The sequence below is a fragment of the Promicromonospora iranensis genome, assembly GCF_028994805.1.
Taxonomy (GTDB): Bacteria; Actinomycetota; Actinomycetes; order Actinomycetales; family Cellulomonadaceae; genus Promicromonospora; species Promicromonospora iranensis.
In genome coordinates this window covers 158,624-179,845 of the sequence record NZ_JAJQQP010000007.1, presented here as the reverse complement: position 1 = coordinate 179,845, position 21,222 = coordinate 158,624, and the positions used below count along the sequence as shown (strand labels likewise).

Annotated in this window: 21 protein-coding genes; 15 read left to right on the top strand and 6 right to left on the bottom strand. The window is 70.9% G+C overall.

The window, feature by feature from the left end; genetic code table 11:
• Window positions 1-11: 11 nt before the first annotated feature.
• Window positions 12-1,520: a glycoside hydrolase family 76 protein gene (locus LUM46_RS13635; RefSeq protein ID WP_274994584.1), complete on the bottom strand. Its 1,509-nt coding sequence runs from the start codon at window positions 1,518-1,520 to the stop codon at window positions 12-14.
• Window positions 1,521-1,843: 323 nt separating this feature from the next.
• Between LUM46_RS13635 and LUM46_RS13630 the strand changes: the two genes are divergently transcribed.
• Entirely contained in the window at window positions 1,844-2,386 is a 543-nt protein-coding gene (locus LUM46_RS13630) for a hypothetical protein (RefSeq protein ID WP_274994582.1), read from the top strand.
• Window positions 2,387-2,564: 178 nt separating this feature from the next.
• Here the strand turns inward: LUM46_RS13630 and LUM46_RS13625 are convergent, their stop codons facing one another.
• Window positions 2,565-3,083, bottom strand: coding sequence for a hypothetical protein (locus LUM46_RS13625; protein ID WP_274994580.1), 519 nt, complete (start codon window positions 3,081-3,083; stop codon window positions 2,565-2,567).
• Window positions 3,084-3,271: 188 nt separating this feature from the next.
• Window positions 3,272-3,547, bottom strand: coding sequence for a hypothetical protein (locus LUM46_RS13620; RefSeq protein ID WP_274994578.1), 276 nt, complete (start codon window positions 3,545-3,547; stop codon window positions 3,272-3,274).
• Between the two features lie 324 nt (window positions 3,548-3,871).
• Between LUM46_RS13620 and LUM46_RS13615 the strand changes: the two genes are divergently transcribed.
• The 10 genes from LUM46_RS13615 (at window position 3,872) to LUM46_RS13570 (ending at window position 13,327) form a co-directional block, all read left to right on the top strand.
• The gene (locus LUM46_RS13615) at window positions 3,872-5,842 is read left to right on the top strand and encodes a D-alanyl-D-alanine carboxypeptidase family protein (RefSeq protein ID WP_274994576.1); all 1,971 of its coding nucleotides are present in this window, start codon (window positions 3,872-3,874) and stop codon (window positions 5,840-5,842) included.
• Window positions 5,839-5,997 (top strand): DUF2087 domain-containing protein, encoded by a 159-nt coding sequence (locus LUM46_RS13610; RefSeq protein WP_274994575.1) that lies wholly within the window; start codon window positions 5,839-5,841, stop codon window positions 5,995-5,997. The genes LUM46_RS13615 and LUM46_RS13610 overlap by 4 nt, the downstream gene beginning before the upstream one ends.
• A 74-nt stretch (window positions 5,998-6,071) precedes the next feature.
• Complete coding sequence (locus LUM46_RS13605; RefSeq protein ID WP_274994574.1) at window positions 6,072-6,539, top strand: aminoacyl-tRNA deacylase; 468 nt, start codon at window positions 6,072-6,074, stop codon at window positions 6,537-6,539.
• Between the two features lie 354 nt (window positions 6,540-6,893).
• The gene (locus LUM46_RS13600) at window positions 6,894-7,184 is read left to right on the top strand and encodes an STAS domain-containing protein (RefSeq protein WP_274994573.1); all 291 of its coding nucleotides are present in this window, start codon (window positions 6,894-6,896) and stop codon (window positions 7,182-7,184) included.
• A gap of 64 nt (window positions 7,185-7,248) precedes the next feature.
• On the top strand, window positions 7,249-8,514 hold the full coding sequence (locus LUM46_RS13595; protein ID WP_274994572.1) for an FAD-binding protein: 1,266 nt from the start codon (window positions 7,249-7,251) through the stop codon (window positions 8,512-8,514).
• Between the two features lie 48 nt (window positions 8,515-8,562).
• Window positions 8,563-10,125: a sodium-dependent transporter gene (locus tag LUM46_RS13590; protein WP_274994571.1), complete on the top strand. Its 1,563-nt coding sequence runs from the start codon at window positions 8,563-8,565 to the stop codon at window positions 10,123-10,125.
• Window positions 10,122-10,298, top strand: coding sequence for a methionine/alanine import family NSS transporter small subunit (locus LUM46_RS13585; RefSeq protein WP_274994570.1), 177 nt, complete (start codon window positions 10,122-10,124; stop codon window positions 10,296-10,298). The genes LUM46_RS13590 and LUM46_RS13585 overlap by 4 nt, the downstream gene beginning before the upstream one ends.
• 278 nt (window positions 10,299-10,576) lie before the next feature.
• The gene (locus LUM46_RS13580) at window positions 10,577-11,503 is read left to right on the top strand and encodes an ABC transporter substrate-binding protein (protein ID WP_274994569.1); all 927 of its coding nucleotides are present in this window, start codon (window positions 10,577-10,579) and stop codon (window positions 11,501-11,503) included.
• Between the two features lie 31 nt (window positions 11,504-11,534).
• Window positions 11,535-12,515, top strand: a complete 981-nt coding sequence (locus LUM46_RS13575; protein ID WP_274994568.1) for an amino acid ABC transporter permease — start codon at window positions 11,535-11,537, stop codon at window positions 12,513-12,515.
• Window positions 12,512-13,327, top strand: a complete 816-nt coding sequence (locus LUM46_RS13570) for an amino acid ABC transporter ATP-binding protein (protein WP_374726959.1) — start codon at window positions 12,512-12,514, stop codon at window positions 13,325-13,327. Before LUM46_RS13575 ends, LUM46_RS13570 begins: the two co-directional genes overlap by 4 nt.
• A gap of 15 nt (window positions 13,328-13,342) precedes the next feature.
• On the opposite strand, the gene LUM46_RS13565 is transcribed toward LUM46_RS13570, so the two are convergent.
• Together LUM46_RS13565 and LUM46_RS13560 are read right to left on the bottom strand one after the other, a co-directional pair.
• On the bottom strand, window positions 13,343-14,389 hold the full coding sequence (locus LUM46_RS13565; RefSeq protein ID WP_274994567.1) for a sensor histidine kinase: 1,047 nt from the start codon (window positions 14,387-14,389) through the stop codon (window positions 13,343-13,345).
• Window positions 14,386-15,159 (bottom strand): response regulator transcription factor, encoded by a 774-nt coding sequence (locus tag LUM46_RS13560; protein ID WP_274994566.1) that lies wholly within the window; start codon window positions 15,157-15,159, stop codon window positions 14,386-14,388. Before LUM46_RS13560 ends, LUM46_RS13565 begins: the two co-directional genes overlap by 4 nt.
• Window positions 15,160-15,361: 202 nt before the next feature.
• Here LUM46_RS13560 and LUM46_RS13555 point away from each other — a divergent pair, with 202 nt between their 5' ends.
• The 4 genes from LUM46_RS13555 to LUM46_RS13540 all read left to right on the top strand — a co-directional run bounded on the left by LUM46_RS13555 (window position 15,362) and on the right by LUM46_RS13540 (window position 19,713).
• Window positions 15,362-15,937, top strand: coding sequence for a SigE family RNA polymerase sigma factor (locus LUM46_RS13555; protein ID WP_274994565.1), 576 nt, complete (start codon window positions 15,362-15,364; stop codon window positions 15,935-15,937).
• Window positions 15,934-17,352 carry a hypothetical protein gene (locus LUM46_RS13550; RefSeq protein WP_274994564.1) on the top strand — a complete coding sequence of 473 codons (1,419 nt, stop codon included), beginning with the start codon at window positions 15,934-15,936 and terminating at the stop codon, window positions 17,350-17,352. The genes LUM46_RS13555 and LUM46_RS13550 overlap by 4 nt, the downstream gene beginning before the upstream one ends.
• Window positions 17,353-17,587: 235 nt before the next feature.
• Entirely contained in the window at window positions 17,588-18,355 is a 768-nt protein-coding gene (locus tag LUM46_RS13545) for a SigE family RNA polymerase sigma factor (RefSeq protein WP_274994563.1), read from the top strand.
• Between the two features lie 2 nt (window positions 18,356-18,357).
• Window positions 18,358-19,713 carry a hypothetical protein gene (locus tag LUM46_RS13540; protein ID WP_274994562.1) on the top strand — a complete coding sequence of 452 codons (1,356 nt, stop codon included), beginning with the start codon at window positions 18,358-18,360 and terminating at the stop codon, window positions 19,711-19,713.
• 181 nt (window positions 19,714-19,894) lie between these two features.
• On the opposite strand, the gene LUM46_RS13535 is transcribed toward LUM46_RS13540, so the two are convergent.
• Window positions 19,895-21,091: an excalibur calcium-binding domain-containing protein gene (locus tag LUM46_RS13535; RefSeq protein ID WP_274994561.1), complete on the bottom strand. Its 1,197-nt coding sequence runs from the start codon at window positions 21,089-21,091 to the stop codon at window positions 19,895-19,897.
• Window positions 21,092-21,222 lie beyond the last annotated feature (131 nt).

Sequence of the window (21,222 nt, the reverse complement as noted above, 5' to 3'; positions counted from 1 at the left end):
CCGGCGGGATCTCAGCTCGCCTGCGCGGCGTTGAACAGGTCCAGCGCGCCGTGCTGGCAGCCGTGTCCCGCGGTCACCGGGACGCGCGGGCCGTTCCAGTGCGGGCCGTACATCCCGAGCGAGTCACGGGTGGTGGCGTAGGCGGCGTCGGCCTGCCGGTCGAGGTAGGCGCTGTACGGCCGGTCGCCCAGCGCGGCGTTGAGCCGGCCCAGGCCACGGACGTAGGCGCCCTTGAAGGAGGCGCCGTCGCTGGTGCAGTCGGCACCCTCGTTCACCTCGCGCAGCACGCCGCCCGGGTTGAGGTACGTGGAGCTGGTCGAGGCGTCGGCCAGGCTGCGGGCGGTGCTCAGCAGCGCCACGTCGCCCGTGGCCCGGTGCAGCTCGGTCAGGGCACCGAGGATGACCCCCTGGTTGTAGGTCCACGTGGGCTCGCCGTTGTTGACGCAGGCGTCGTTCAGCCCGTCGTTGATCAGGTTGCCGGAGTTGATCATGCCGCTGGTGCGGAACCAGTCCCAGCCCTGCTGCGCGCGCTGGAGGTACGTGGTGTCGCCGGGGATCCGGTTGTGCAGCGCCGCGTTGAGCTGGATGTACAGCTCGTTGGTGATGGCGTTCTTGTACGCGATACCGGTGTTCCACTGGACGCCGCCACCGCACGTGCTGGTCCAGTACGCGCGCATGTGGTCGGCGTCGGCGCGTGCCGTGCTCAGGTACCGGCTGTCACCGGTCAGGTCGTAGGCGGCGATCCAGGCGAGGCCCCACCAGCCGGTGTCGTCCAGGTACTCGTTCCGGAACTGCCCCTCGCGCGCGCCGACGTTCTTGTCGTAGGTCTCGGCGATCGCGTAGCGGTAGCTGCCCAGCCCGCTGATCCGGGCGTTGTCGATGACGGCGGTCAGCGCGTTCGCGCCCGTCCACCAGCCGTCGGTCTCGAACAGGCCGGTGTCCCGGTCCCACAGCATCATCAGCGCGGTGGCGGCCTCCGTCGATCGGCTGCCGGCGTTGCGGTCGTTGCGCGCCCAGCCGGTGCACGCGATCTCGGGCCGGTCGCCCGCCGTGCCGCAGGCACGCAGCGCACCGACGCCGAGGTCGTCCCAGTCGTCCACGTTGTACATCTGTGTGCGCCAGCCCGTGGAGCCGGCAGGAACGGTCGTGGCACCGAGCCGGCTGCCCGAGGCCCAGGTCCGTCCGCCGTCGAACGACCGGTCCAGCCAGACCTCGTCGCCCGCCTGGCCGCCGTCGATCGAGGCCCAGCCCATGACGTCGGGGTCGGAGACGTGGAGCCGGACCGTGCGGCCGTGCACCGTCGCGCTCACCGGCACACGATCGCCCGCTGCGGCCCCGGGATCTCGGGCGTCGCAGTAGATGTCGCAGATCTCCGCCTCGGGCGCAGCGGCCTGCGCGGTCGGGGAGAGGGGCACGGCCACGAGACCGGCCAGGGCGACAGCGGTCGCCGAGCCGACGGCGAGCCGCGCCGAGCGGCTGCGCCGGCGCGTACGGTCGGAGGGTGCTGACAGCGATGTCATCGGAACTCCTCGTGCTCGTCCTTGCTTCCGTCAGGGGAGAGGTGGAGCGGTGGAGCGGCCAGAAGACGGCCCGGGCCGGGCCCCGGCCCGACAAGATTCACCCCGAACCGGTGGTACGTCAAGGGTCAGGCGCGAGCGCCACCGACATGGGGATGGCTCCCCATGTCGCGATGGGCACCGCCTCCGTAGGCTTTCGAGATTCCTGTGACGCGCACCGGGATGCCCGAGGGGAGCGGTATGGCAGACAGCTTGACGGCCGACGCGGACGTGCGGACCACGGCGTCGCGGACCGTAGGCGGCACCGACGTACCGAGCGGGCGGGCATGACGTCCCGTGAGCTCATCGCGCTGTGCGAGAGCCGGATCAACGGCCTGAGCCGTACCCGGCAGGCGTTCGAGCACAGTAGCGTCCCGGAGCACGTCGACGGCCTGATCGACGACCTGCGCGTCGCCGCGTCCGGTTGGGGTACGGCGGTCAGCCGCCCGCCGGACGGGGACCCGGTGGCGCTCCGGGTCGGCGCACGGACCGTCCGGGACGGTGTGCCGGGCTTCGATGCGATGGCGGACGTACTCGAGGTCTACGCCTCGGCTCTCGAGTCCGGGCAGGCCCGGCATGCCGCGGGGGTGTCGCACCTGCGTGCCGCCCGGCAGTGTGCGGCGGGGCTCGCGGAGGTCGGCGGGGCCGACCCGGACCGGACCGAAGCGACGTCCAGGGCTGCGATCGCCGTGCTCGACCTCGCATGTGCGGGCTACGTCGCCTGCCAGGACGCCTACGAGGCCGTGCGGGACGCGGAACGAGCGCTCTACGCGGCGCTGTCACACGTCCGCGCCAGACCCCCGGGTCACCGGAGCAGCCTGAGCGTCTGACCGGGCTCGTACGGGCGGGCCGCTCCGTACGAGCAGGTGTCGAGCAGCGGCTGCAGTGCTGCCCGATGTCGGACAGCAGTCGCTGCCGACCTCCAGCCGGCCTGCTCGCGCGGGGTCCGGTCGGACCGGGCGAGCAGGCCGGCCTGGTCGGACCGTGGAAGAAGCCTGGCTCGGAGGCTCAGCCCGCGGACAGCACACCCAGGTAGTAACCGAGGCCGACCAGTGCGAGGGCGCCGATCGTCTCGATGATGGCGAGCGCGAGGCCCCAACGGGCGAGCCACAGGTCGAAGCCCTCCTTGCCGGCGCGGGCGACGGCGATGGCGTTCAGGATGACGCCGATGATCGGCAGGGCCGCGAGGAAGAAGGTGAGGAGGCTGAAGACCGTGGTCTGCGGGTCCTCCTCCTCGACGTCCTCGGCAGGGGCGGTGACGGCGGTCTCGGCGACCGCGGGGGTGGCCACGGCCACTGCGGTCTCGGCGACCGCCTCGGCCGGGGACGGCGCGGCTGCGGTCTCGACCTCGGTGCCCACGGCCTGCGCCACGGTGGCCGACGCCTCGGTGGTGGGGGCCTCGGTCTCTGCCTTCGCCTCGGACGTCGCTGCCGTCGCGGCAGGCTCGGTCTCCACGACCTTGGTGGCGGTGGCTACCGCGTTCTCGTCGCCAGTGGCCTCGGGAGTCGTGGTGTCGGGCGTGGTCATGGTGGTCGTGCTCCCCTGGTTGAGGTTTGAGGAAATGTCAGGCCATATTGTGGAGTATCCAAATGGTCTTGGATAGGCCGGTATCAGAGGCTCTCAAGCGGCAGAGGCTGTCGCTCCGCGGGGAGCGACAGCCTCTGCGCTGCTCGTGGCGCTGCTGGGCGCGCCACGGTGCCCGGGTCGGGCTCGGATCACATGGCGGCGGCCGACACGGAGAGCGCGGTGTAGACGCCGACGCCGACCAGCACGAGGTACAGCACGGTAAAGGTGATCGAGAGGCCGAGGCCCCACTTCGAGAGCTTGCTGTCGAGGCCGGCCTTGCCTGCCTTCGAAGCCGCGATCGCCGAGACGACGATCCCGATCGGGGGCGCGAGGAACGCGAGGATGAAGCCCACGATGGCCAGGGTGTTCGCCTGCGGGTCCTGGGCTGTGCCCTGGACGGCAGGTCCGCTCGGAGTCTCGGTCATGAGGGACTTTCCTTTCACGGCCACTGGTGCAGCCGCTCGACTGCGGGCGCAGGTGCGCCCGTTGGGACGCGGGCCAGTGTGAAGCATCCCGAGATCCACCCGGAAGTCTTCATTGCGTTGTACGCCCGAATCGTTACCCTTGATGATCGTGGGCGTCCTAGCTGTCCGAGTCCGACGTCGTCCGTGGAGGGTAGGCGGGGGTCTTTCACCCTGGCCGAGTGAAAATTACACCGGTTGAGTTCACCTGGGCGTGATAGTCCTGTGCAAGGATCCGAACCGCACGTACTGCACCACGGAGTGGCGCACCGACCGAGGGGGCGACGCGTGAGCGACGAGGTGACGAGGCCAGCTCCGCACCCGTCCCGTACCGGCCTGCGCAAGTTCCTCCGCCCCACCTGGACGGGGATCCTCGCCGTCGTGATCGCCGTGGGCGTGCTGTTCACCGCCTCTGCCAGCGTCCCGGCCTCGTACCTCGCCGGAGGGAACGACGGCGAGCTGCCGCTCCGGCTCAACGGGCTGGTCGAGGGCTTCACGGTCGGCGAGACCGAGACCGCGCCCGCCGGCGTCACGCTGGCCCAGGTCGTCGCCGTCCTCGAACGCGCAGAAGAGCAGGCACAGGAGCAGGGCCCCAACTTCAGCCCCACGGTCGCCCAGGCTGCTGCCGAGCTCGGCATGCTCTACACGACCTACCAGATGCAGCAGCTGGCGTTCGGCGAGAACAACAAGGGCCTGCGCGTCGAGGACGCGCCGGTGGCGCGCGGCGCCCAGGACGACGTCGAGGACCCGGCGGACGACGGCACGAAGAAGGACGCTGACAAGGACGGGGCCGAGCAGGACGGCACCGAGCAGGATGACGCTGACAAGGATGGCGCCGAGCAGGACGGCACCGACCGCGACACCGAGAAGCAGAAGGTCCGCCCGAAGCCCTGGTCGGACGACGAGGAATCGCCCGCGGTGCAGGTGTCGAACGAGCGCACCTCTGTGATCGACCCGCACGACGAGGACCCGCAGGCCGGCTACGTCACCTACGACGAGGTGGTGATCGCGGCGGTCCGCCTCGCGAACATGCTGGACCCGTCGGTCCCGAACGCGCTCGTCGAGGTGGAGGGGGCCGAGGAACGTCAGGGCTTCTCCCTGCGTGAGAGCCTGCTCGACGTCGTGAGCACGTTCCGCGGTTCGACCACCGGGTACGCGAACGGCCGCATCCCGGCCGGCGTGCTGTGTCCGCTGGAGTTCGCGCCCGGGCACATGCTGCGCTGCGACGCGGCGGAGCGGCTGGCCGCCCTCAGCACGCTGTTCGAGCAGGAGTTCGGCTACCCGATCCCGATCACCGACTCCTACCGTTCCTACGACGCCCAGGTCACACTGGCCGGTATCAAGCCGCACCTCGCCGCTATCCCCGGCACGTCGAACCACGGCTGGGGCATCGCCGTGGACCTGGGCAACCCGATCGCCGGCGGCAACTCGCCCGAGTACGTCTGGCTGCGGCTGCACGGTCCGGACTATGGCTGGGACAACCCGTCCTGGGCCCAGCTCGACGGCTCGAAGCCCGAGCCCTGGCACTTCGAGTTCTTCGCGGCGGGCTCGATCCCGAACCGCGCGATCGACCCGTCCGACGTCGGGGCGTGGACGCCGAGCGACGACTCGACCCCGCGCTACAAGCCGGCACTCGACCCGAAGCCGAGTGGTGGGTCCGACGGCGATGGCGATGTGCGCAAGCCGCCCGCGAAGCCGGCGGACCGGCCGAGCGACAACCCGCCGTCCCAGAAGCCGTCGAAGCCGACCCAGAAGCCGACGCCGTCCAAGCCGACGAAGCCTGGCAGCTCGAAGCCGACGCCTTCGGAGCCTGGCGAGGAGCCGTCGCAGGAGCCCAGCGAGGCACCGTCGGAGGAGCCCAGCGAGGAACCGTCGGAGGAGCCCAGCGAGGAACCGTCGCAGGAGCCCAGCGAGGAGCCGTCGCAGGAGCCCAGCGAGGAACCGTCGCAGGAGCCCAGCGAGGAACCTAACCCGGCGCCGTCCGAACCGACCTGTCCGAGCGACGAGCCCGAGCCGAGCCCGAGCTTGTCGTCCGACACGACCGGCAGCCCCCAGCCGACGCCCGCTCCGAGCTCTGAAGCCGTCGAGGAGGAGCCGGACGAGGCATGTGTGGCTGACGCGGCCAACAAGGCTGACGGAGAGAAGGACGCGGACGCGAGCGGCCCGGACGGCTCGTTCAGGACGACGCCCACGGCGCTCGCCGCGACTCGCCCCGACGAGCTCACCCTGGTCAGGAAGCGAGGGATGATCGCCACGTGACGACCGAGCAGACCCCGAGCGACCGGGCCGAGGCGGACCGGGCGAGCGGTGCTGCCGGTGACCCGCGGCGTGCGATGGTGGACCACGGTCTGGTGCAGCGCACCCGGGACGGGGCCGAGTACTGGCGTACCGAACGGACCGAGTACGACGTCTGAGTTGCCCGCGGGCGGCGATGTCTTGACCATATTGCGAGACAACGAAGACTCGCCTTTTCGGGATAGGGAATTTCATGAGCGAACAACGTGCCATCGCGGCGCTGGAGGCGGCGGGCATCCCGTTCGAGGTGACGCGGCACGGTCCGGTCGCCGGCCTCGCCGAGGCAGCCGCCGCTCGCGGGGTCGATCCGGCGAAGCTGATCAAGACCATCGTGGTGCGCCGGGCGGACGACGACTACCTCTTCGTGCTCGTCCCCGGTGACCGCCAGATCTCGTGGCCCAAGCTCCGTGCGCTGCTGGGCGTGTCGCGGCTCTCGATGCCCAGCAAAGACGTGGCTTTCGAGGTCACAGGCTATGAGAGGGGAACCATCACCCCGTTCGGGTCGTTCCACAGGTGGCCCGTCGTCGCGGACTGCCGGCTCGCTGAGCCGGGGCCCGTGTCGATCGGCGGAGGTGCGCACGGTGTGGGCGCCACGGTTGACGCCGTCGATCTCACGACGGCGCTCGACGCCACGGTTGCGGACGTGACCGACCCTGTCTGAGGTCCGCTCGGACAGGGATCGAGCAGGCCCGCGACGATGCGGAGGCCGGGAATTCTCCTCCGTGCAACGTGACCGTAACGCCTTGGGGGTGGACGGAAGCCATGTGCCGGGTGAACACTCGCCCTAGGCAATTCTTGCCCCTGCCGACCAAGGAGTGGTCAGCGAGCACCAAGAAGCGTCCAAGTCAGAGTCCCAGCCAGTGTGTAGCAGTCAGTGTCTAGCGAAGTCGAGGCCCGACCAATGCAGGACGGAGCGAATGACCCCATGGACCCTCTCCCGTCAGACTCAGCGCAGGACATGGTTCCCGGTCGCCCGGGATCCGGTATCGCCTGCCGGAACACCTATGAGGGCACGGTGCTGACCCTCTGGGGTGACATCGACGCGTTGCTGCGCGAGAACGCGAGCGAGGCCATGGCCACGCTCGCAGCACGACCCGATCCCGACCCCGTCATCGTCGACGCCCGGGATGTCACGTTCATCGACTCGTCCGGGGTGGCCTTCATCCTTCAGGTGTTCGTGCTCGGTGAGGAGACGGGTTCGCCCGTGCTGCTCCGTGAGCCGTCCGCCGTGGTGATGGAGGTCCTGGACATGGTCGGCATCAGCCAGCGAATTCCCGTGGTCCGCAGCGCCGCGGCCAGCGCCTGAGCCGGATCAGTACCCCGTCTGGTCGGTTGCGTCCGATCAGTCGAAGGAGTGGCACCCTTGTCCGGTGAAGAACTGGGCAGCGAACCTCACCTACTCCTCCGCGCGCATCGAGCGCCCACGGACCCTCGCGGAGCTCGCCGGCATCGTCGCCGGTGAGCCCCGCGTCCGTGCCCTCGGCTCGCGCCACTCGTTCTGCGACGTCGCCGACACGACGGGCGTTCACGTCCAGGTCGACCTGCTCGACGACGGCAGGCCGTCCCTCGAGGTCGACCCCGGCACGGGGGTGGCGTCGGTCCGTGCGGGCCTCCGTTACGGCGAGGTCGCCGCCGGCCTGAACGCCGAGGGCCGGGCTCTCGGCGCCATGGCCTCCCTGCCGCACATCTCGGTCGCCGGTGCCGTCGCCACGGGCACCCACGGCTCGGGTGACGGGACGCGCTCGCTGGCGGGCGACGTCGTCGGGGTGGAGCTGATGACCGCCTCCGGGGAGATGCAGACCTTGCGTCGCGGCGACGTTGACTTCCCGGGTTCGGTGGTGGCGCTCGGCGCCCTCGGCATCGTGACGCGCGTCGAGCTCGCCACCGTGGAGTCGTTCGACGTGCGCCAGGACGTCTTCACCGGTCTGCCGTGGGACGCGCTGTTCGAGAACCTCGACGCCGTGATGGGCAGCGCCTACTCCGTCAGCGTCTTCACGAGCTGGTTCGAGCCCGACGTGCGCATGGTCTGGTGCAAGTCGCGGGTCTCGGCCGGCCCGACCAGCGGGGCGCCCTCGCTCCCGGTCGAGCTGGGCGCCACGCCCGCGACCGGGCCGATGCACCCCCTGCCGAACGTCGCCGCCGTCGCGTGCACCGAGCAGGGCGGGGTGCCGGGGCCGTGGTTCGAGCGACTGCCGCACTTCCGGCTGGACTTCACGCCGTCCCTCGGCGAGGAGCTGCAGTCCGAGTACCTCCTGCCGCGCACCGCGGGGCCCGACGCCGTCCGCGCCGTGCGGGCGCTCGGGGACCGGATCGGCCCGCTGCTCCTGACGTCGGAGATCCGCACGATCGCCGGTGACGACCAGTGGCTCAGCACCACCCCCGAGGACAGCCTCGCGTTCCACTTCACCTGGAAGCAGGACTGGCCGGCCGTCCGGGCAGCGCTGCCCGAGCTGGAGGCGGCGCTCCTGCCGCTGGGTGCCCGCCCGCACTGGGGCAAGCTGTTCACCGTCCCGGTGGCGGAGCTTCCGGCCCTCTACCCACGGTTCGGCGACTTCGTGGAGCTGGCCGCGCGGCTCGACCCGACCGGTAAGTTCCGCGGCGGATACGTCGAGAAGCTGCTCGAGAAAGGAAATTGATATGGCAACGATATCGCGTTCAGGGCGATTTTCTCGGAGGATCAACGTATGAGCGACGCGCAGAGAACTACGGCGCAGCCGGAGAAGCGGGAGCAGTTCAGCGGACAGCTGGGGTTCATCCTGTCCGCGATCGGGTCCGCTGTCGGGCTGGGAAACATCTGGCGCTTCCCGGGGGTGGCATACGAGAACGGTGGGGGCGCGTTCCTGGTGCCCTACCTGGTGGCACTGCTGACGGCGGGTATCCCGATCCTGTTCCTGGACTATGCGATCGGGCACCGGTTCCGCGGCTCGGCGCCGCTGGCCTTCCGCCGGGTCAAGCGCTGGCTGGAAGGCCTGGGCTGGTTCCAGGTCATGATCTGCTTCGTGATCGCGGTCTACTACGCGGTGATCATCGCGTGGGCCCTCAGCTTCTTCGTGTACTCGTTCGACCTGAGCTGGGGCGACGACACCGCGGCCTTCTTCACCGGTAGCTACCTCCAGCTGGCCGACGTCGGCGGCGCGGACCCGTGGTTCACCCTCGACTTCGTCTCCGCGGTGCTGATCCCGCTGGTCCTCGTGTGGGCCGCGGTGATCGTGGTGCTCGCCGCCGGCGTGGCGAAGGGCGTGGAGAAGGTCAACTTCCTCTTCATCCCCCTGCTGTTCCTCGCTTTCGGCGCGCTGGTCGTGCGGTCCCTGACCCTGCCGGGCGCCGTCGACGGGCTCAACGCACTGTTCACCCCGGACTGGGGTGCGATCGCGGACCCGGCGGTGTGGATCGCCGCCTACGGCCAGATCTTCTTCTCGCTGTCCATCGCGTTCGGGATCATGATCACCTACGCCTCCTACCGGAAGCGCCGCGCCAACCTGACCTCACCGGGTCTGGTGGTCGCGTTCGCCAACTCCGGCTTCGAGATCTTCGCCGGCATCGGCGTGTTCGCCGCGCTCGGCTTCCTCGCGAACCAGCAGGCCGTCGCCATCGCCGAGCTCGAGGGCATCTCCGGCCCGATCCTGGCGTTCGTCACGTTCCCGGCGATCGTGTCCGAGATGCCGGCCGGACCTCTCTTCGGGGCGCTGTTCTTCGGCTCCCTGGTGATGGCTGGGTTCACGTCACTGATCTCGATCCTGCAGGTGGTCTCGGCGTCGTTCCAGGAGAAGTTCGGCTGGACGCGCACGCGGGCCGCGGTCGGCATCGGCCTCGTGGCCGCGGTGATCTCCGTGGTGGGCTTCTCGACGACCACCGGCCTGATCGCCCTCGACACCGTCGACAACTGGGCCAACAACATCGGCATCGTGGCGTCCGCGGTGGCCACGACGGTGGCCGTCGGGTGGGTGCTGCGGCGCTCCGGCGAGATGCGGTTCCACCTGAACTCGGTCTCCACGCTCCAGGTGGGCCGCTGGTGGTCCTTCTGCATCATCGTCCTCGGGCCGGTGGTGCTCACCTACATGCTCGTCTCGCGCATCGTCAGCCTGATCCAGGACGGGTACGAGGGATACGCGGAGACCTACCTCGGCGTGGCGGGTTGGGGCACCGTGGTCCTCCTCGTCGTCGGAGCGGCAGTGCTCACCCTCATGCGGTGGCGCGTCGAGCCGGACAAGTTCGATGCGTGGCCCACCTACGGAGGTAAGTCATGACCGGCGAAGCAATCGCACTCCTGGTCGTCTCGCTCGTCGTCGTGTGGGGCGGGCTCGCGGTGAGCATCATCGCGCTCGTCAGGCGACCCGAGCGGGCCGACTTCCCGCACGGCTGGCAGAACGAGGGCGGTCCGGAGGACCGGCCCGAGGAGGCTGTCGAGCACGACACATGAGCAACGCCTCGGCAAGTCGGCTCCTGGCCGGCTTGCCGAGGTGTTTACGCAGGCCAGGCCCGATGAGGCCGGGTGAAACCTCGGGGTAATACGTTATACATCACGATGTGACATCGGTCTCGAACTTGCGGGTTTACGTCAGGGGAGCGCCACGGTTAGGTGAGACTCGCACACGAGGCGCTCAGTGCGCCGTCGGGTCCTCTGCTCCCCTGATGACGGAGATCTGCCGGGTCGTACCGCCTCGTGACATACCAACGATCCGACCCAGGAGACCCCTGATGCGCAGGCTTCCCGCCTTCACCGCTGCGACGGCACTGACCGCTGCCGCCCTCGTCCTCACCGCATGCACCGACGCGTCCCAGCAGACCGCTGACGGCGCCTCGACCGACGAGGCCAGTGCTGAGGCATCGTTCGACCCGTCGACCGTCGAGGCCGACGAGGAGATCGCCGCGATGCTCCCGAAGGAGATCGCCGACAAGGGCACGCTGTCCGTCGGTTCCGACACGGCCTACGCGCCGGCGGAGTTCATCGACGCCGACGGCAAGACGCCCGTCGGGTTCGACATCGACACCGTGTCCGCCGTGGCCGCGGTGCTCGGCCTCGAGGCCGACGTCCAGTCCGCCGCCTTCGACGGGATCATCCCGGCCATCGGCTCCAAGTACGACCTGGGCATCTCGGCGTTCACCATCACGGACGAGCGCACGGCCGAGGCGAACATGATCAGCTACGCCGTGGCGGGCTCGCAGTTCGGCGTCGCCGCCGGCAACCCGGACGACTTCGACCCCGAGAGCCTGTGTGGCACCACCATCGGCGTGCAGACCTCGACGATCCAGGACGACGAGCTCACCGAGGCCACCACGACGTGCGAGGAGGACGGCGAGGAGGCCATCGACATCGTGCGCTACGAGTCGCAGGCCGACGTCACCACCAACCTCGTGGGCGGCAAGGTCCAGGCCATGTACGCCGACTCGCCGATCACGGCCTACGCCGTGGAGCAGACCTCCGGCGAGGTCGAGACCGCCGGTGAGATCCGCGACGCGGCGCCGTACGGCATCGTGGTCGCCCAGGACGACGAGGAGCTGACCGAGGCCGTGCAGGCAGCGGTGCAGAAGCTGATCGACGACGGCACGCTCGAGCAGATCTTCGCCGGCTGGGGCAGCGAGGACGTCGTCGTGGACGAGGCCGAGCTCAACCCGGCCGAGTGACCAGCGCCCCAGGACAGAGAAGAGGGGCGAGATGAGCTCCAGCAAGGCTCCGGCGTCGGGCAACGACCCGGTGCCCAACCGGATCCATGCCCGGCCCGTTCCGCGGCCCGGACGCCTCGTCGCGGCCGTGGTCGTGCTCGTGCTGGCCGCCATGGCGGCCAACGCACTGGTCACGAACGAGAACTTCCGCTGGGACGTGGTCTGGCTCTACGTGCGTGACGTCGTGGTGATCCGCGCCGTGCTGTGGACGCTGGTCCTCACGTTCGGCTCCATGGTGATCGCCGTGGTGCTCGCGGTCACGCTCGCCATGATGCGCCGGTCGGACAACCCGGTCATGCGCTGGGTGAGCTGGGCCTGGATCTGGTTCTTCCGCGGCACGCCCATCTACACGCAGCTCATCTTCTGGGGGCTGCTCGCCGTGCTGTACCCGCGGCTGTCGCTGGGCATCCCGTTCGGTCCGGAGTTCTTCTCGTTCCGCACCGACGACGTCCTCACCGCGTTCTGGCTGGCGCTGTTCGGCCTGGCGTTCAACGAGTCGGCCTACCTCGCCGAGATCATGCGTGCGGGCCTGACCTCCGTGGACCCGGGCCAGGCCGAGGCCGCCAAGGCGCTCGGGATGAAGGACGGCAAGATCATGCGCCGCGTGATCCTGCCGCAGGCGATGCGCGTGATCGTGCCGCCGACGGGCAACGAGACCATCTCGATGCTGAAGACGACCTCCCTGGTGGTCGCCGTGCCGCTCACCCTCGAGCTGACGTATGCGACCTCTGCCATGGGCAACCGGCAGTTCCTGCCCATCCCGTTCCTGGTCATCGCCGCGCTCTGGTACCTGCTCATCACCTCGATCCTGATGGTGGGCCAGCACTACCTGGAGCGGTACTACGGACGCGGGTTCGGCACGGCCACCGGCCGCCGCGGCAAGAGCAAGGGCACGGGGCCGGGTGGCAAGCAGGCAGCCATCGCGGCCGCAGGAACGGTGAAGGAAGACGTCAACAGGGAGGTGACACCATGAGCGCCGTCGCCGACCCCGCGGCCGCTCCGGCGGACGCCGCCGACATGGTCTCCGTACGCGCCGTGCACAAGGTCTTCGGTCACGGGCACGACGCCGTGCACGTCCTGAAGGGCGTCGACCTCGACGTCGCGCGGGGCGAGGTCACGGTGATCCTCGGGCCGTCCGGGTCCGGCAAGTCGACCCTCCTGCGCTGCATCAACGAGCTGGAGGAGATCACCGGCGGCTCGGTCGTCGTCGGCGGCGAGCTCATGGGCTACCGCAAGGACGCCCAGGGGACCCTCCACCGGCTGCACCCGAAGGTGGTCGCGAAGCAGCGCTCGCGCATCGGGATGGTGTTCCAGCGGTTCCACCTGTTCCCGCACATGACGGCGCTCGAGAACATCATGGAAGCGCCCGTACAGGTGCGGGGGATGTCGAAGAAGGCGGCGAAGCAGCGCGCGCTCGAGCTCATCGAGCGGGTGGGGCTGTCCGACCGGATGGAGCACTACCCGGCGCAGCTGTCGGGCGGCCAGCAGCAGCGGGTCGCCATCGCCCGGGCGCTCGCGATGGATCCGGAGCTCATGCTCTTCGACGAGCCGACGTCGGCCCTCGACCCCGAGCTCGTGGGCGAGGTGCTGTCGGTGATGCAGGACCTGGCGAGGTCCGGCATGACGATGATCGTGGTCACGCACGAGATCGGGTTCGCCCGTGAGGTCGCCGACCACGTCGTGTTCATGGACGACGGCGTGATCGTCGAGGCCGGACCGCCGAGCGAGGTCCTGGACGCGCCGAAGGAGCAACGCACCCAGGACTTCCTGGCCCACGTCCTCTGACCTCTCGACAAGGGGTCAGGCGGGGAGGCGGAGGGTGAAGCGACAGCCGCCGCCTCCCGGGCCCGGCACGTTGCTGACCGACGCCGTGCCGCCGTGGGCCTCGGCCACTCCACGAACGATGGAGAGGCCGAGACCCGCGCCGCCTCCCGGGGCGTCCCCGCGCTCCGGGGTACGCGCCCCCGAGCTGCGCCAGCCCGCCTCGAAGACGCGGTCGAGGTCCCCCTCGGGGATCCCGCCGCACTCGTCCTCGACGGTGATCACCACCGTGCCCGGCGCGGCGCCGACTGCGGCATCCTGCAGGCATGCCACGGCCACGCGGACGGTCCCGCCCGGTCGGGTGTGCCGGATCGCGTTGACGAGCAGGTTCTCCATCGCCCGGCCGACCTGCTGCGCGTCGAGGGACGTCACCACGGGGTCGGTGACGTCCCACGTCAGGGTGACCCCGCCGGCGTCGGCCAGGGGCTGGGCGGACGCGATCGCGTCGGAGGCGAGGTCCCCCACGGCGACCGGCTCGCGGCGCAGCGTCGCCGTGGGGGACTGCAGGCGGGAGAGGGCGAGGAGGTCGTCGACCATGGCGGCCATCCGCCGGTTCTCCGCCAGGATCCGGGGCACGTGCTCGTCCACCGGGCCGACGCCGTCCTCCAGCGCCTCCGCCAGGGCGCGGACGGCCGCCAGGGGAGTGCGCAGGTCGTGCGACACCCAGGCCACCATCTCGCGCCGGCGCACCTCGACCTCGCGGTCACGCTCCGCTGCCGCCTTCTCGGCGGCCGCCTCGGTGGTCACCCTGCGGATCCGCGCCGTCAGCACCAGCCCGACGGCGAGCGCCACCGGCACCGTCGCGAGCAGGAGCAGCAGGACGGTGGTGGAGTCGGCGTCGGAGAGGAACATGGCCCGCGCGCTGGCGTAGACGCCCGCCGCGACGGACCCCACGACGACGAGCGGGGCGAGGGTCGCCGCGAGTGCCACCCGGCGGCGGGCGAGGGCGAACAGCGCGACGGCGCCCACGGCACCCACCACCGCGGCCACGGCGACGGACAGTGCCACGCCCTCGAGGTCGTTCACGCGTCACCTCCGGCCGCGGCGGGCGTCGCGTCCCAGCGGTAGCCGACGCCGAACACCGTCACGAGGCGGCTCGGCCGGGACGGGTCGGCCTCCACCTTCTCGCGCAGCCGACGCACGTGCACCGTCACGGTGGACTGGTCGCCGTACTCCCAGCCCCAGACGCCGCGCATGAGCGACTCGCGGTCGTGGACCTGCCCGGGATGGGCGAGGAACCAGCGCAGCAGCTCGAACTCGCGCACGGTCAGCTGCAGCTCGGATCCGCCGCGGGTGACGCGGTGGGCCGCTGGGTCGAGGCGCAGATCGCCGTCGTACAGGGCGCTGGGCGGCTCGTGGGCGGGCGCGGGGCGTGCGGCCGGGGACATGGGCGCTGGCGTGGCCCCGTCTCCTCCTGGCGGCCCGACGGCGGCTCCTGCGCGGCGCAGCAGCGACTGCACCCGCAGCACCAGCTCGCGCGGGCTGAAAGGCTTGACCACGTAGTCGTCGGCGCCGATCTGGAGGCCGAGCACGCGGTCCTCCTCCTCGCCCCGTGCCGTCAGCATGAGCACCGGCAGGTCGGCACGGGCGGCGCGCAGGCGCCGGCACACCTCGAGGCCGTCGATGCCGGGCAGCATGAGGTCGAGCACCACGGCGTCCGGGGGGTTACGGGCCGCGGCGGCCAGCGCGGCAGGGCCGTCGGCGGCGTGCTCGGCCACGACACCGGCGCGTTCCAGATAGGCGACGACCACCTGCGCGACGGTGGCGTCGTCGTCGATCACGAGTACTCGGGCCACGCCCCAGGGTACGGGCGCGCGTGGCGGTGGTCCCGGTGTCGGACGGGGCCGTCAGGAACTCGTAAGAACCCGTTCCGAAAGTGCGCAACCCCAGCGGTCCCGGTCTGCGTCTATGGTGCATGACGCACACGAAGCGACGCGGACGGCGTCGCCAACCAGCGCCGGGGCAGGTTTCCGGACACGGCCCCCGGCGGTGCTCCGGATGAGCGAGGTAGCGGTGAGTCCCGAGGTACGGCCGAGCAGCGGCGAGATCGCCGTCGTCCGGAGCGGTGCGGACCCCGTAGCGGACTTCACGGTCTTCGCGCAGACGAGCACCCCGGCGCTGTACCGGATCGCCTACCTGCTGTGCGGCGACCAGCACCGCGCGCAGGACCTGGTGCAGCTGGCGCTCGAGCGGACGTTCAAGGCCTGGAAGAAGGTGGGCGACGGCGACCCGTTCGCCTATGCGCGCCGGATCCTCGCGACCGCACGCATCGACACCTGGCGTCGCACCCGCCGCGAGGTGCTCACCGACGACCCCGGGAGCAACACCCGGGTGCGGACCGCCCCGGCGTCGGACGCCGAGCTGGCCGAGCGGGACCGGCTGGTGCGCGCGCTCATGGCGCTGTCGGTCAAGCAGCGCCGGGTGGTGGTCCTGCGTTACCTCCTGGACCGCTCCGAGTCCGACACCGCTGCCGAGCTGGGGATCTCCGCCGGCACGGTCAAGTCCACCGCCTCACGTGCCCTGGCGCGCCTGCGCGACCTCGTGGGTTCCGACGGCGAGAGGAGCCGGTCATGAACGTGCACGACATCCACGCGAAGCAAGATGCGGCAATGATGGCCGGGCTGCGCGCCGCCGGCTCCACCATCGAGCCGCCGAGGACGCTGGACCCTGCCGCCATGGCGGCGCGGGCGGTGCGGAACGTGCGGCGGCGCCGGGTGGTGGTCGCGGCGACCGCTGGTGTCGCGGCGCTCGCGCTGACCGGCGCGGGGATCGGCGCGGCAGGCGCGATCTATGCCGACCGCCAGCAGCCCCTGCCGGGTACGGACAGGACGGCCGTCGAGTCGGCTACGGCGAGTGCGTCGCCGGTCGCCCCGAGCCCTTCGGCGAGCCCGACCGAGGAGCCGGAGGCGGCACCCACAGAGTTCCTGAGGACCGGTGGCGGCACGCTTCCGGTGATGCCGGGGGTCGAGCGCGGTGTGGTCGACGGTGCGGGGCACGCACCGTACATCCTCGGCGGGCTCTGGTACGAGGTACCACCGGGTGGCTGGTCAGCGGTCGGTAACGTCAATGCCGGCGGGGTGGCCGGGTTCCTCGAACCGGACCACCCGCTCGCGATGAGCTTCGAACCGAGCCCGCTCGACATGAGCATCGACGACATGGACGCCACCATCGAGCTGCGGAACGTCACCGACGTCGCGGACTGGACGGTGCCGGCGCGGAACTCCGGCGCGACGACCCTGGACATCGAGGGGGCGGACCTCGTCGTCATCGAGCAGCACGAGCGCGAGGGCAAGGTCCGCCCGGCGACCATCCGGATCCGCAGCGGCGCCGAGGGCTGGATCATCGAGACCCGGTTCGCGGCGAACGCGGACGGTGACACGATGCTGCGGAACTTCGTGGGCAACCTCTGGCTCAAGGACGCCGGAGAGCCCTCCTGGTACCAGCCGGAGTTCGTCAACCCGGTCCTGGACCGCATCGAGCGCGGCGTGCCAGTCGGCTGGTCGAGGACCGAGCACAACGGCCTGAAGTTCGCGGTGCCGGAGAGGTGGACGTCCGAGCCGACCGAGGGCCAGTTCTCGCCGGGCGTCGAGTGGACCGGGCAGACCGGCATCTCCGTGGTCCCCGGCATCGACGCGGAGACCCTCGAGCAGTGGACGGACGCGTCCGAGGAGGAGAAGGCACGCGCGGCCGAGGAACAGGAGTCGTTCGAGCGGGTCTACGTGCAGGGCGGCAAGCCCGGCGGCAACTGGTGGAGCCAGACCATGACCGCGCCGGAGTCCCAGCTGATCGAGGTCCCAGGCGCCGACTACGCCGAGGTCCAGCCGGTGCTCCACAACGTGGACGGCGAGCCCGAGTACTACTCGGCGAGCATCTACCTCCACCAGGAGGGCCAGGGCGAGAATCTGTTCCTCGTCGTCGACTTCGACGGCAGTGAGCAGGGCTGGAAGGACCTCCACACGTTCCTGGGGACGCTGGACTTCCGGCGCTGAACTGTCCCGCACCACCTGGCACGTGGCGGATGCGCAGGTCACCACGGTGATCTACGCATCCGCCACGTGCGCTGTCGTCTCCTCGGTGGGCCGGGCCGCACGAGCTTCCGAAGAAATTTCGTGAAACTCGATGGAACCTTCGCCCCTGCCGGCCCGTGTTCCGTTCGTGACAGTCACGAGTCCGCGCGCACTGGCGCCAGAGTCCCGGGTCCCCAAGCCCGTGACCCTGCGCGTCGTGCGAGCCGACTCCAGCTCTGCGGACGACCTGGAGACCGTGACCACCGAGCAGAACACCCCAGACTCCCTGTCCACCACGATGCCGGACCCGATGTCGGACGGCGTCCCTGCGAAGCCACGACCCGTGCCCGCGACCCGGCCGCTCACAGTGGTCCGAGGTGGGTCGGACGGCGCCGATGACGTAACCTCGCTGCCCGTGCGGACAGACCGGCCAACGGCCACTCACGCGCGCAGGAACGCACAGATCTCGAAGAACGAAGAGTTCACCGCGTTCATGCGAGAGGCCAAGGATCCCCTCCACCGGATGGCCTTCCTCCTGAGCGGCGATGCGCACCGCGCCGAGGAGCTCACCCAGCAGACCTTCGAGCGGTGCTACCGGCACTGGCACAAGGCCAGGGTGGGCGACCCGCTGGTCTACGCCCGGCGAGTGCTCGCCAACCTGCGTATCGACGCCTGGCGCCGCACGCGACGCGAGGTCCTGACCGGTCCTGACGAGCTGCCCCAGGACGACGTCCGCGTCGCTCGCGCGGCGGCCCGGATGCCCACGCGCACCGTGGACGATCGCGACGCCGTCGTGCGCGCCCTCCTGCGCCTCCCCCTGAAGCAGCGCCGTGTCGTGGTGCTGCGTCACCTGCTGGACCTGTCGGAGTCCGAGGTCTCGAGCGAGCTCGGCATCCCCCTCGGCACCGTGAAGTCCACAGCCTCGCGCGGCCTCGCCCACCTGCGCGCGATCCTCGACATCGATCCACTGGGCGGAACCCGATGAACATGAACTCCTCCCACGGCGCCGCCGACGACGACTTCGTCGCACGGGTCCGCGAGTCGGCGCACGCGGCGGTACCCGCGTCGACGCTGGACCTGGACAGCGTCCTGCGGTCGAGCCGTCGCAAGCACGCCACCCGTCGGGCGGGCGTGACGCTGGCCTCGACGCTGGCGCTCGCCACGGTGGGTGCGGGGGCCGCGGGTGCGCTCCCGGGCATCCCAGGGTTCTGGAGCAGCGCGCCGGTCGAGGTGGAGAGCACCGACACACCGCCGTCGACGCTCGAGGGCGAGGTCGACGTCGACCCGCCCGCGCCGTCGCCCACCGACATCCCGTCGCCGGATCGGGAGGCGGAGCTCGCCTACCTCGCACCGGGTGTGCGCACGGTGGCGGAGCCGGCGGCGTACCGCGTCGACCGGGACACCGTGGTGCTCGACCTCGGTCTGGACGCCGGCGGTGGCGACCGCTATCTCGCGGTCGTGACCGTGGCGAAGATCGACGGGCGGCACAGCGCCACTGACCTGGAGGTGCTTGCCGGTGGTGACACCGCCCTCGAGAACCTCCGTGCGGGGAATCTCGGTGGAACCCTGCTCTGGCGGGGTGTCACGTCCGACGCGATGGTCCTGCCGGCCGACGGTGGACCGGCACTCGTGTTCGGTTTCTCCTCCGGGGCGGCCGAAGGGGACCAGCACCTGGTCTTCGACGACCCGCTGACCGGTGGTGCCGCGGACGCGCAGGGGGCGCCCGCGTCACCGGAGCCGGGCGATGGCGAGGGCTCGGGCGCGCCCGAAGCGGGCGCGTCGCTCCGCGTCACCCCGTTCGACGTGCTCGGAGACGGCAGCGTGTGGATGCGGGTCCTGCAGGTCGACCATTCGACGGCGGAGCCGCGCGGCTTCCTCTACTCGAACCAGGACACGTGGAGCGCCTCGTGGTGCCGCACCACCTCGCCCGAGTGCGCGGTCATCCACGATGTCGCCGGTGGGTCGGTGGACAAGCCCCAGGCCGCGGCGCCCGCGCCGATGGTCGCGAAGCTCGCCCCGATGCTGATCGAGGACGCGGAGGCGAACGAGGTCCCCGCGATGGAGACCTGCGTCGCGCAGCGCACCGGCAGCGACTGGGCGGCGCCGCCGCAGCTCACGGGCACGTCGTTCGGGCAGGCACCGAAGGGCGTGGACGCGGACGTCTGGCGGTTGTGCCTGATCGACCTGAGCGAGGCGTTGCAGGTCGCCTCGACGAGCGAGGCTCCGCCGCCCGGCGACGTGACACCGAGCCCGGCTCCCAGCAGCAAGGAGCCGACCCAAGCTCCCGAGGACGAGGATCCCCTCGGCCTCGGTGACCTCCTGGAGGGACTCTTCGGGGGTTGAGACTTCCCGGTCCACGTCTCGTCTGGGGAGATGGCGTGGGCCGGGAACACCCGAACGGGCCGAGGCAGAGTCTGGGGATCTGCCTCGGCCCGTTCATCTTCTGACCGCGCCTTCTGACCGCGCCTTCTGATCGGCGCCGGTCGGCGGGTTGCCTGCTGGTTTCTTGCCGGACCGTTCCGGTCTACTCGCCGTCCTCGCAGGCCACACCGTTGCCGTTGCGGTCGAGGTGCGGCAGGTAGCCCGGCTGCCCGTTGGCCAGCGGTGCAGCACCGGCGGCGCGCACGGCGTCACAGTTCCAGTAGAAGACGGTGCCGGGGTTCCCGCCGTTCCCGTTCCCGTCGTCGTCGTTCTCCTGCTGCTCCTGCTCCTGCTGCTGCTGTTCCTGCTGTTGCTCCTGCTGCTTGAGCGCGGCCTCGCGCTCCTCGAGCTGCGCCGCGCGCTCACCGAGCTCCTGCTCGCGCGCCGCCACCGCGTCGCGCTGCTTCTCGATCTGGGTGCGCTGCGCCTCGATGTCAGCGCGTTCCTCCTCGATCTCCGCCCTGAGGTTCTGGGCGTCGGTGATCGCCTGGTTCGCGTCGGCCTGTTGTCCCGCCGTCACGATCACGCCGACGATCACACCGAGGGCGAGCCCGGCGACGGCGATGGCGACCATGAGTCCGGCACCGGGCGGACGTGAGCCGCGCTGGCGCCCGGGCGAACCCGGGTGCGCTGCGACAGGAGGCGGCGCGACCGCGACCGGACCGCGCGCCATCGGCACGCCTGGCTCGGGATGGTGCGCGTCGTCGATGCTCAGCGGGCCGGGACCCGGCCGAGGTCCCGGAGCGGGCGGGCTCGCGCTCGCGCCGCCCCTGCCGCCCAGGCCCTTGAGGGTAGCCAGTACACCACCGGTCAGGCCCTTCTTCGGGGCGTCCGGAGGCGGCGGCGGCGTTCCCGTCTGCGGTGGGTAGACCGGCTGTGGACCGGAGCCCGGCCGAGGCGGCCCTGGCGCCGGTGGGGCACTGATCGGTGCCATGGTCATGGTCGAGCCCATCGCCTCCGCGGCCGACATGGCCGGAGCGGCCGGTGCCACGGGCGCGGGCCGCGCGGAGGGGACGTCGACCACCTGGATCGCGACGGTCCTCGTGTCCGTGCCCGCGTCCGCCAGGTCGGTGGCAGCCGGGTCGGAGCCGGCCGGTGCGGGTGGTGCGGGCGGCGCGGGCGGCGCGGGCGGCGTGGCCGCGCGGTTCCCACCGTCGGGCTGCGGCGAGTCGGGTCGGTCGACCCAGTAGTTCCAACCCGGCGGGGCGGGGGGCCACGACGGGTCGGGAGCCCAGGTGGAGTCGGGTCGAAATCCCGGGGGCACCTGCCAACCCGGAGGCGGGTTGAAGCGCACGGGCATGGTTGCTCCTTCGATACGGTCGGCCCCACTATCGGCCATCCAGGCGGCTCGACGCCAGAACTAGGGGTCTAACCGGACATATCTACCGCCTGCGAAGGTGACAGTAGCGTGCCTGTGTCAGGGGTCACTGG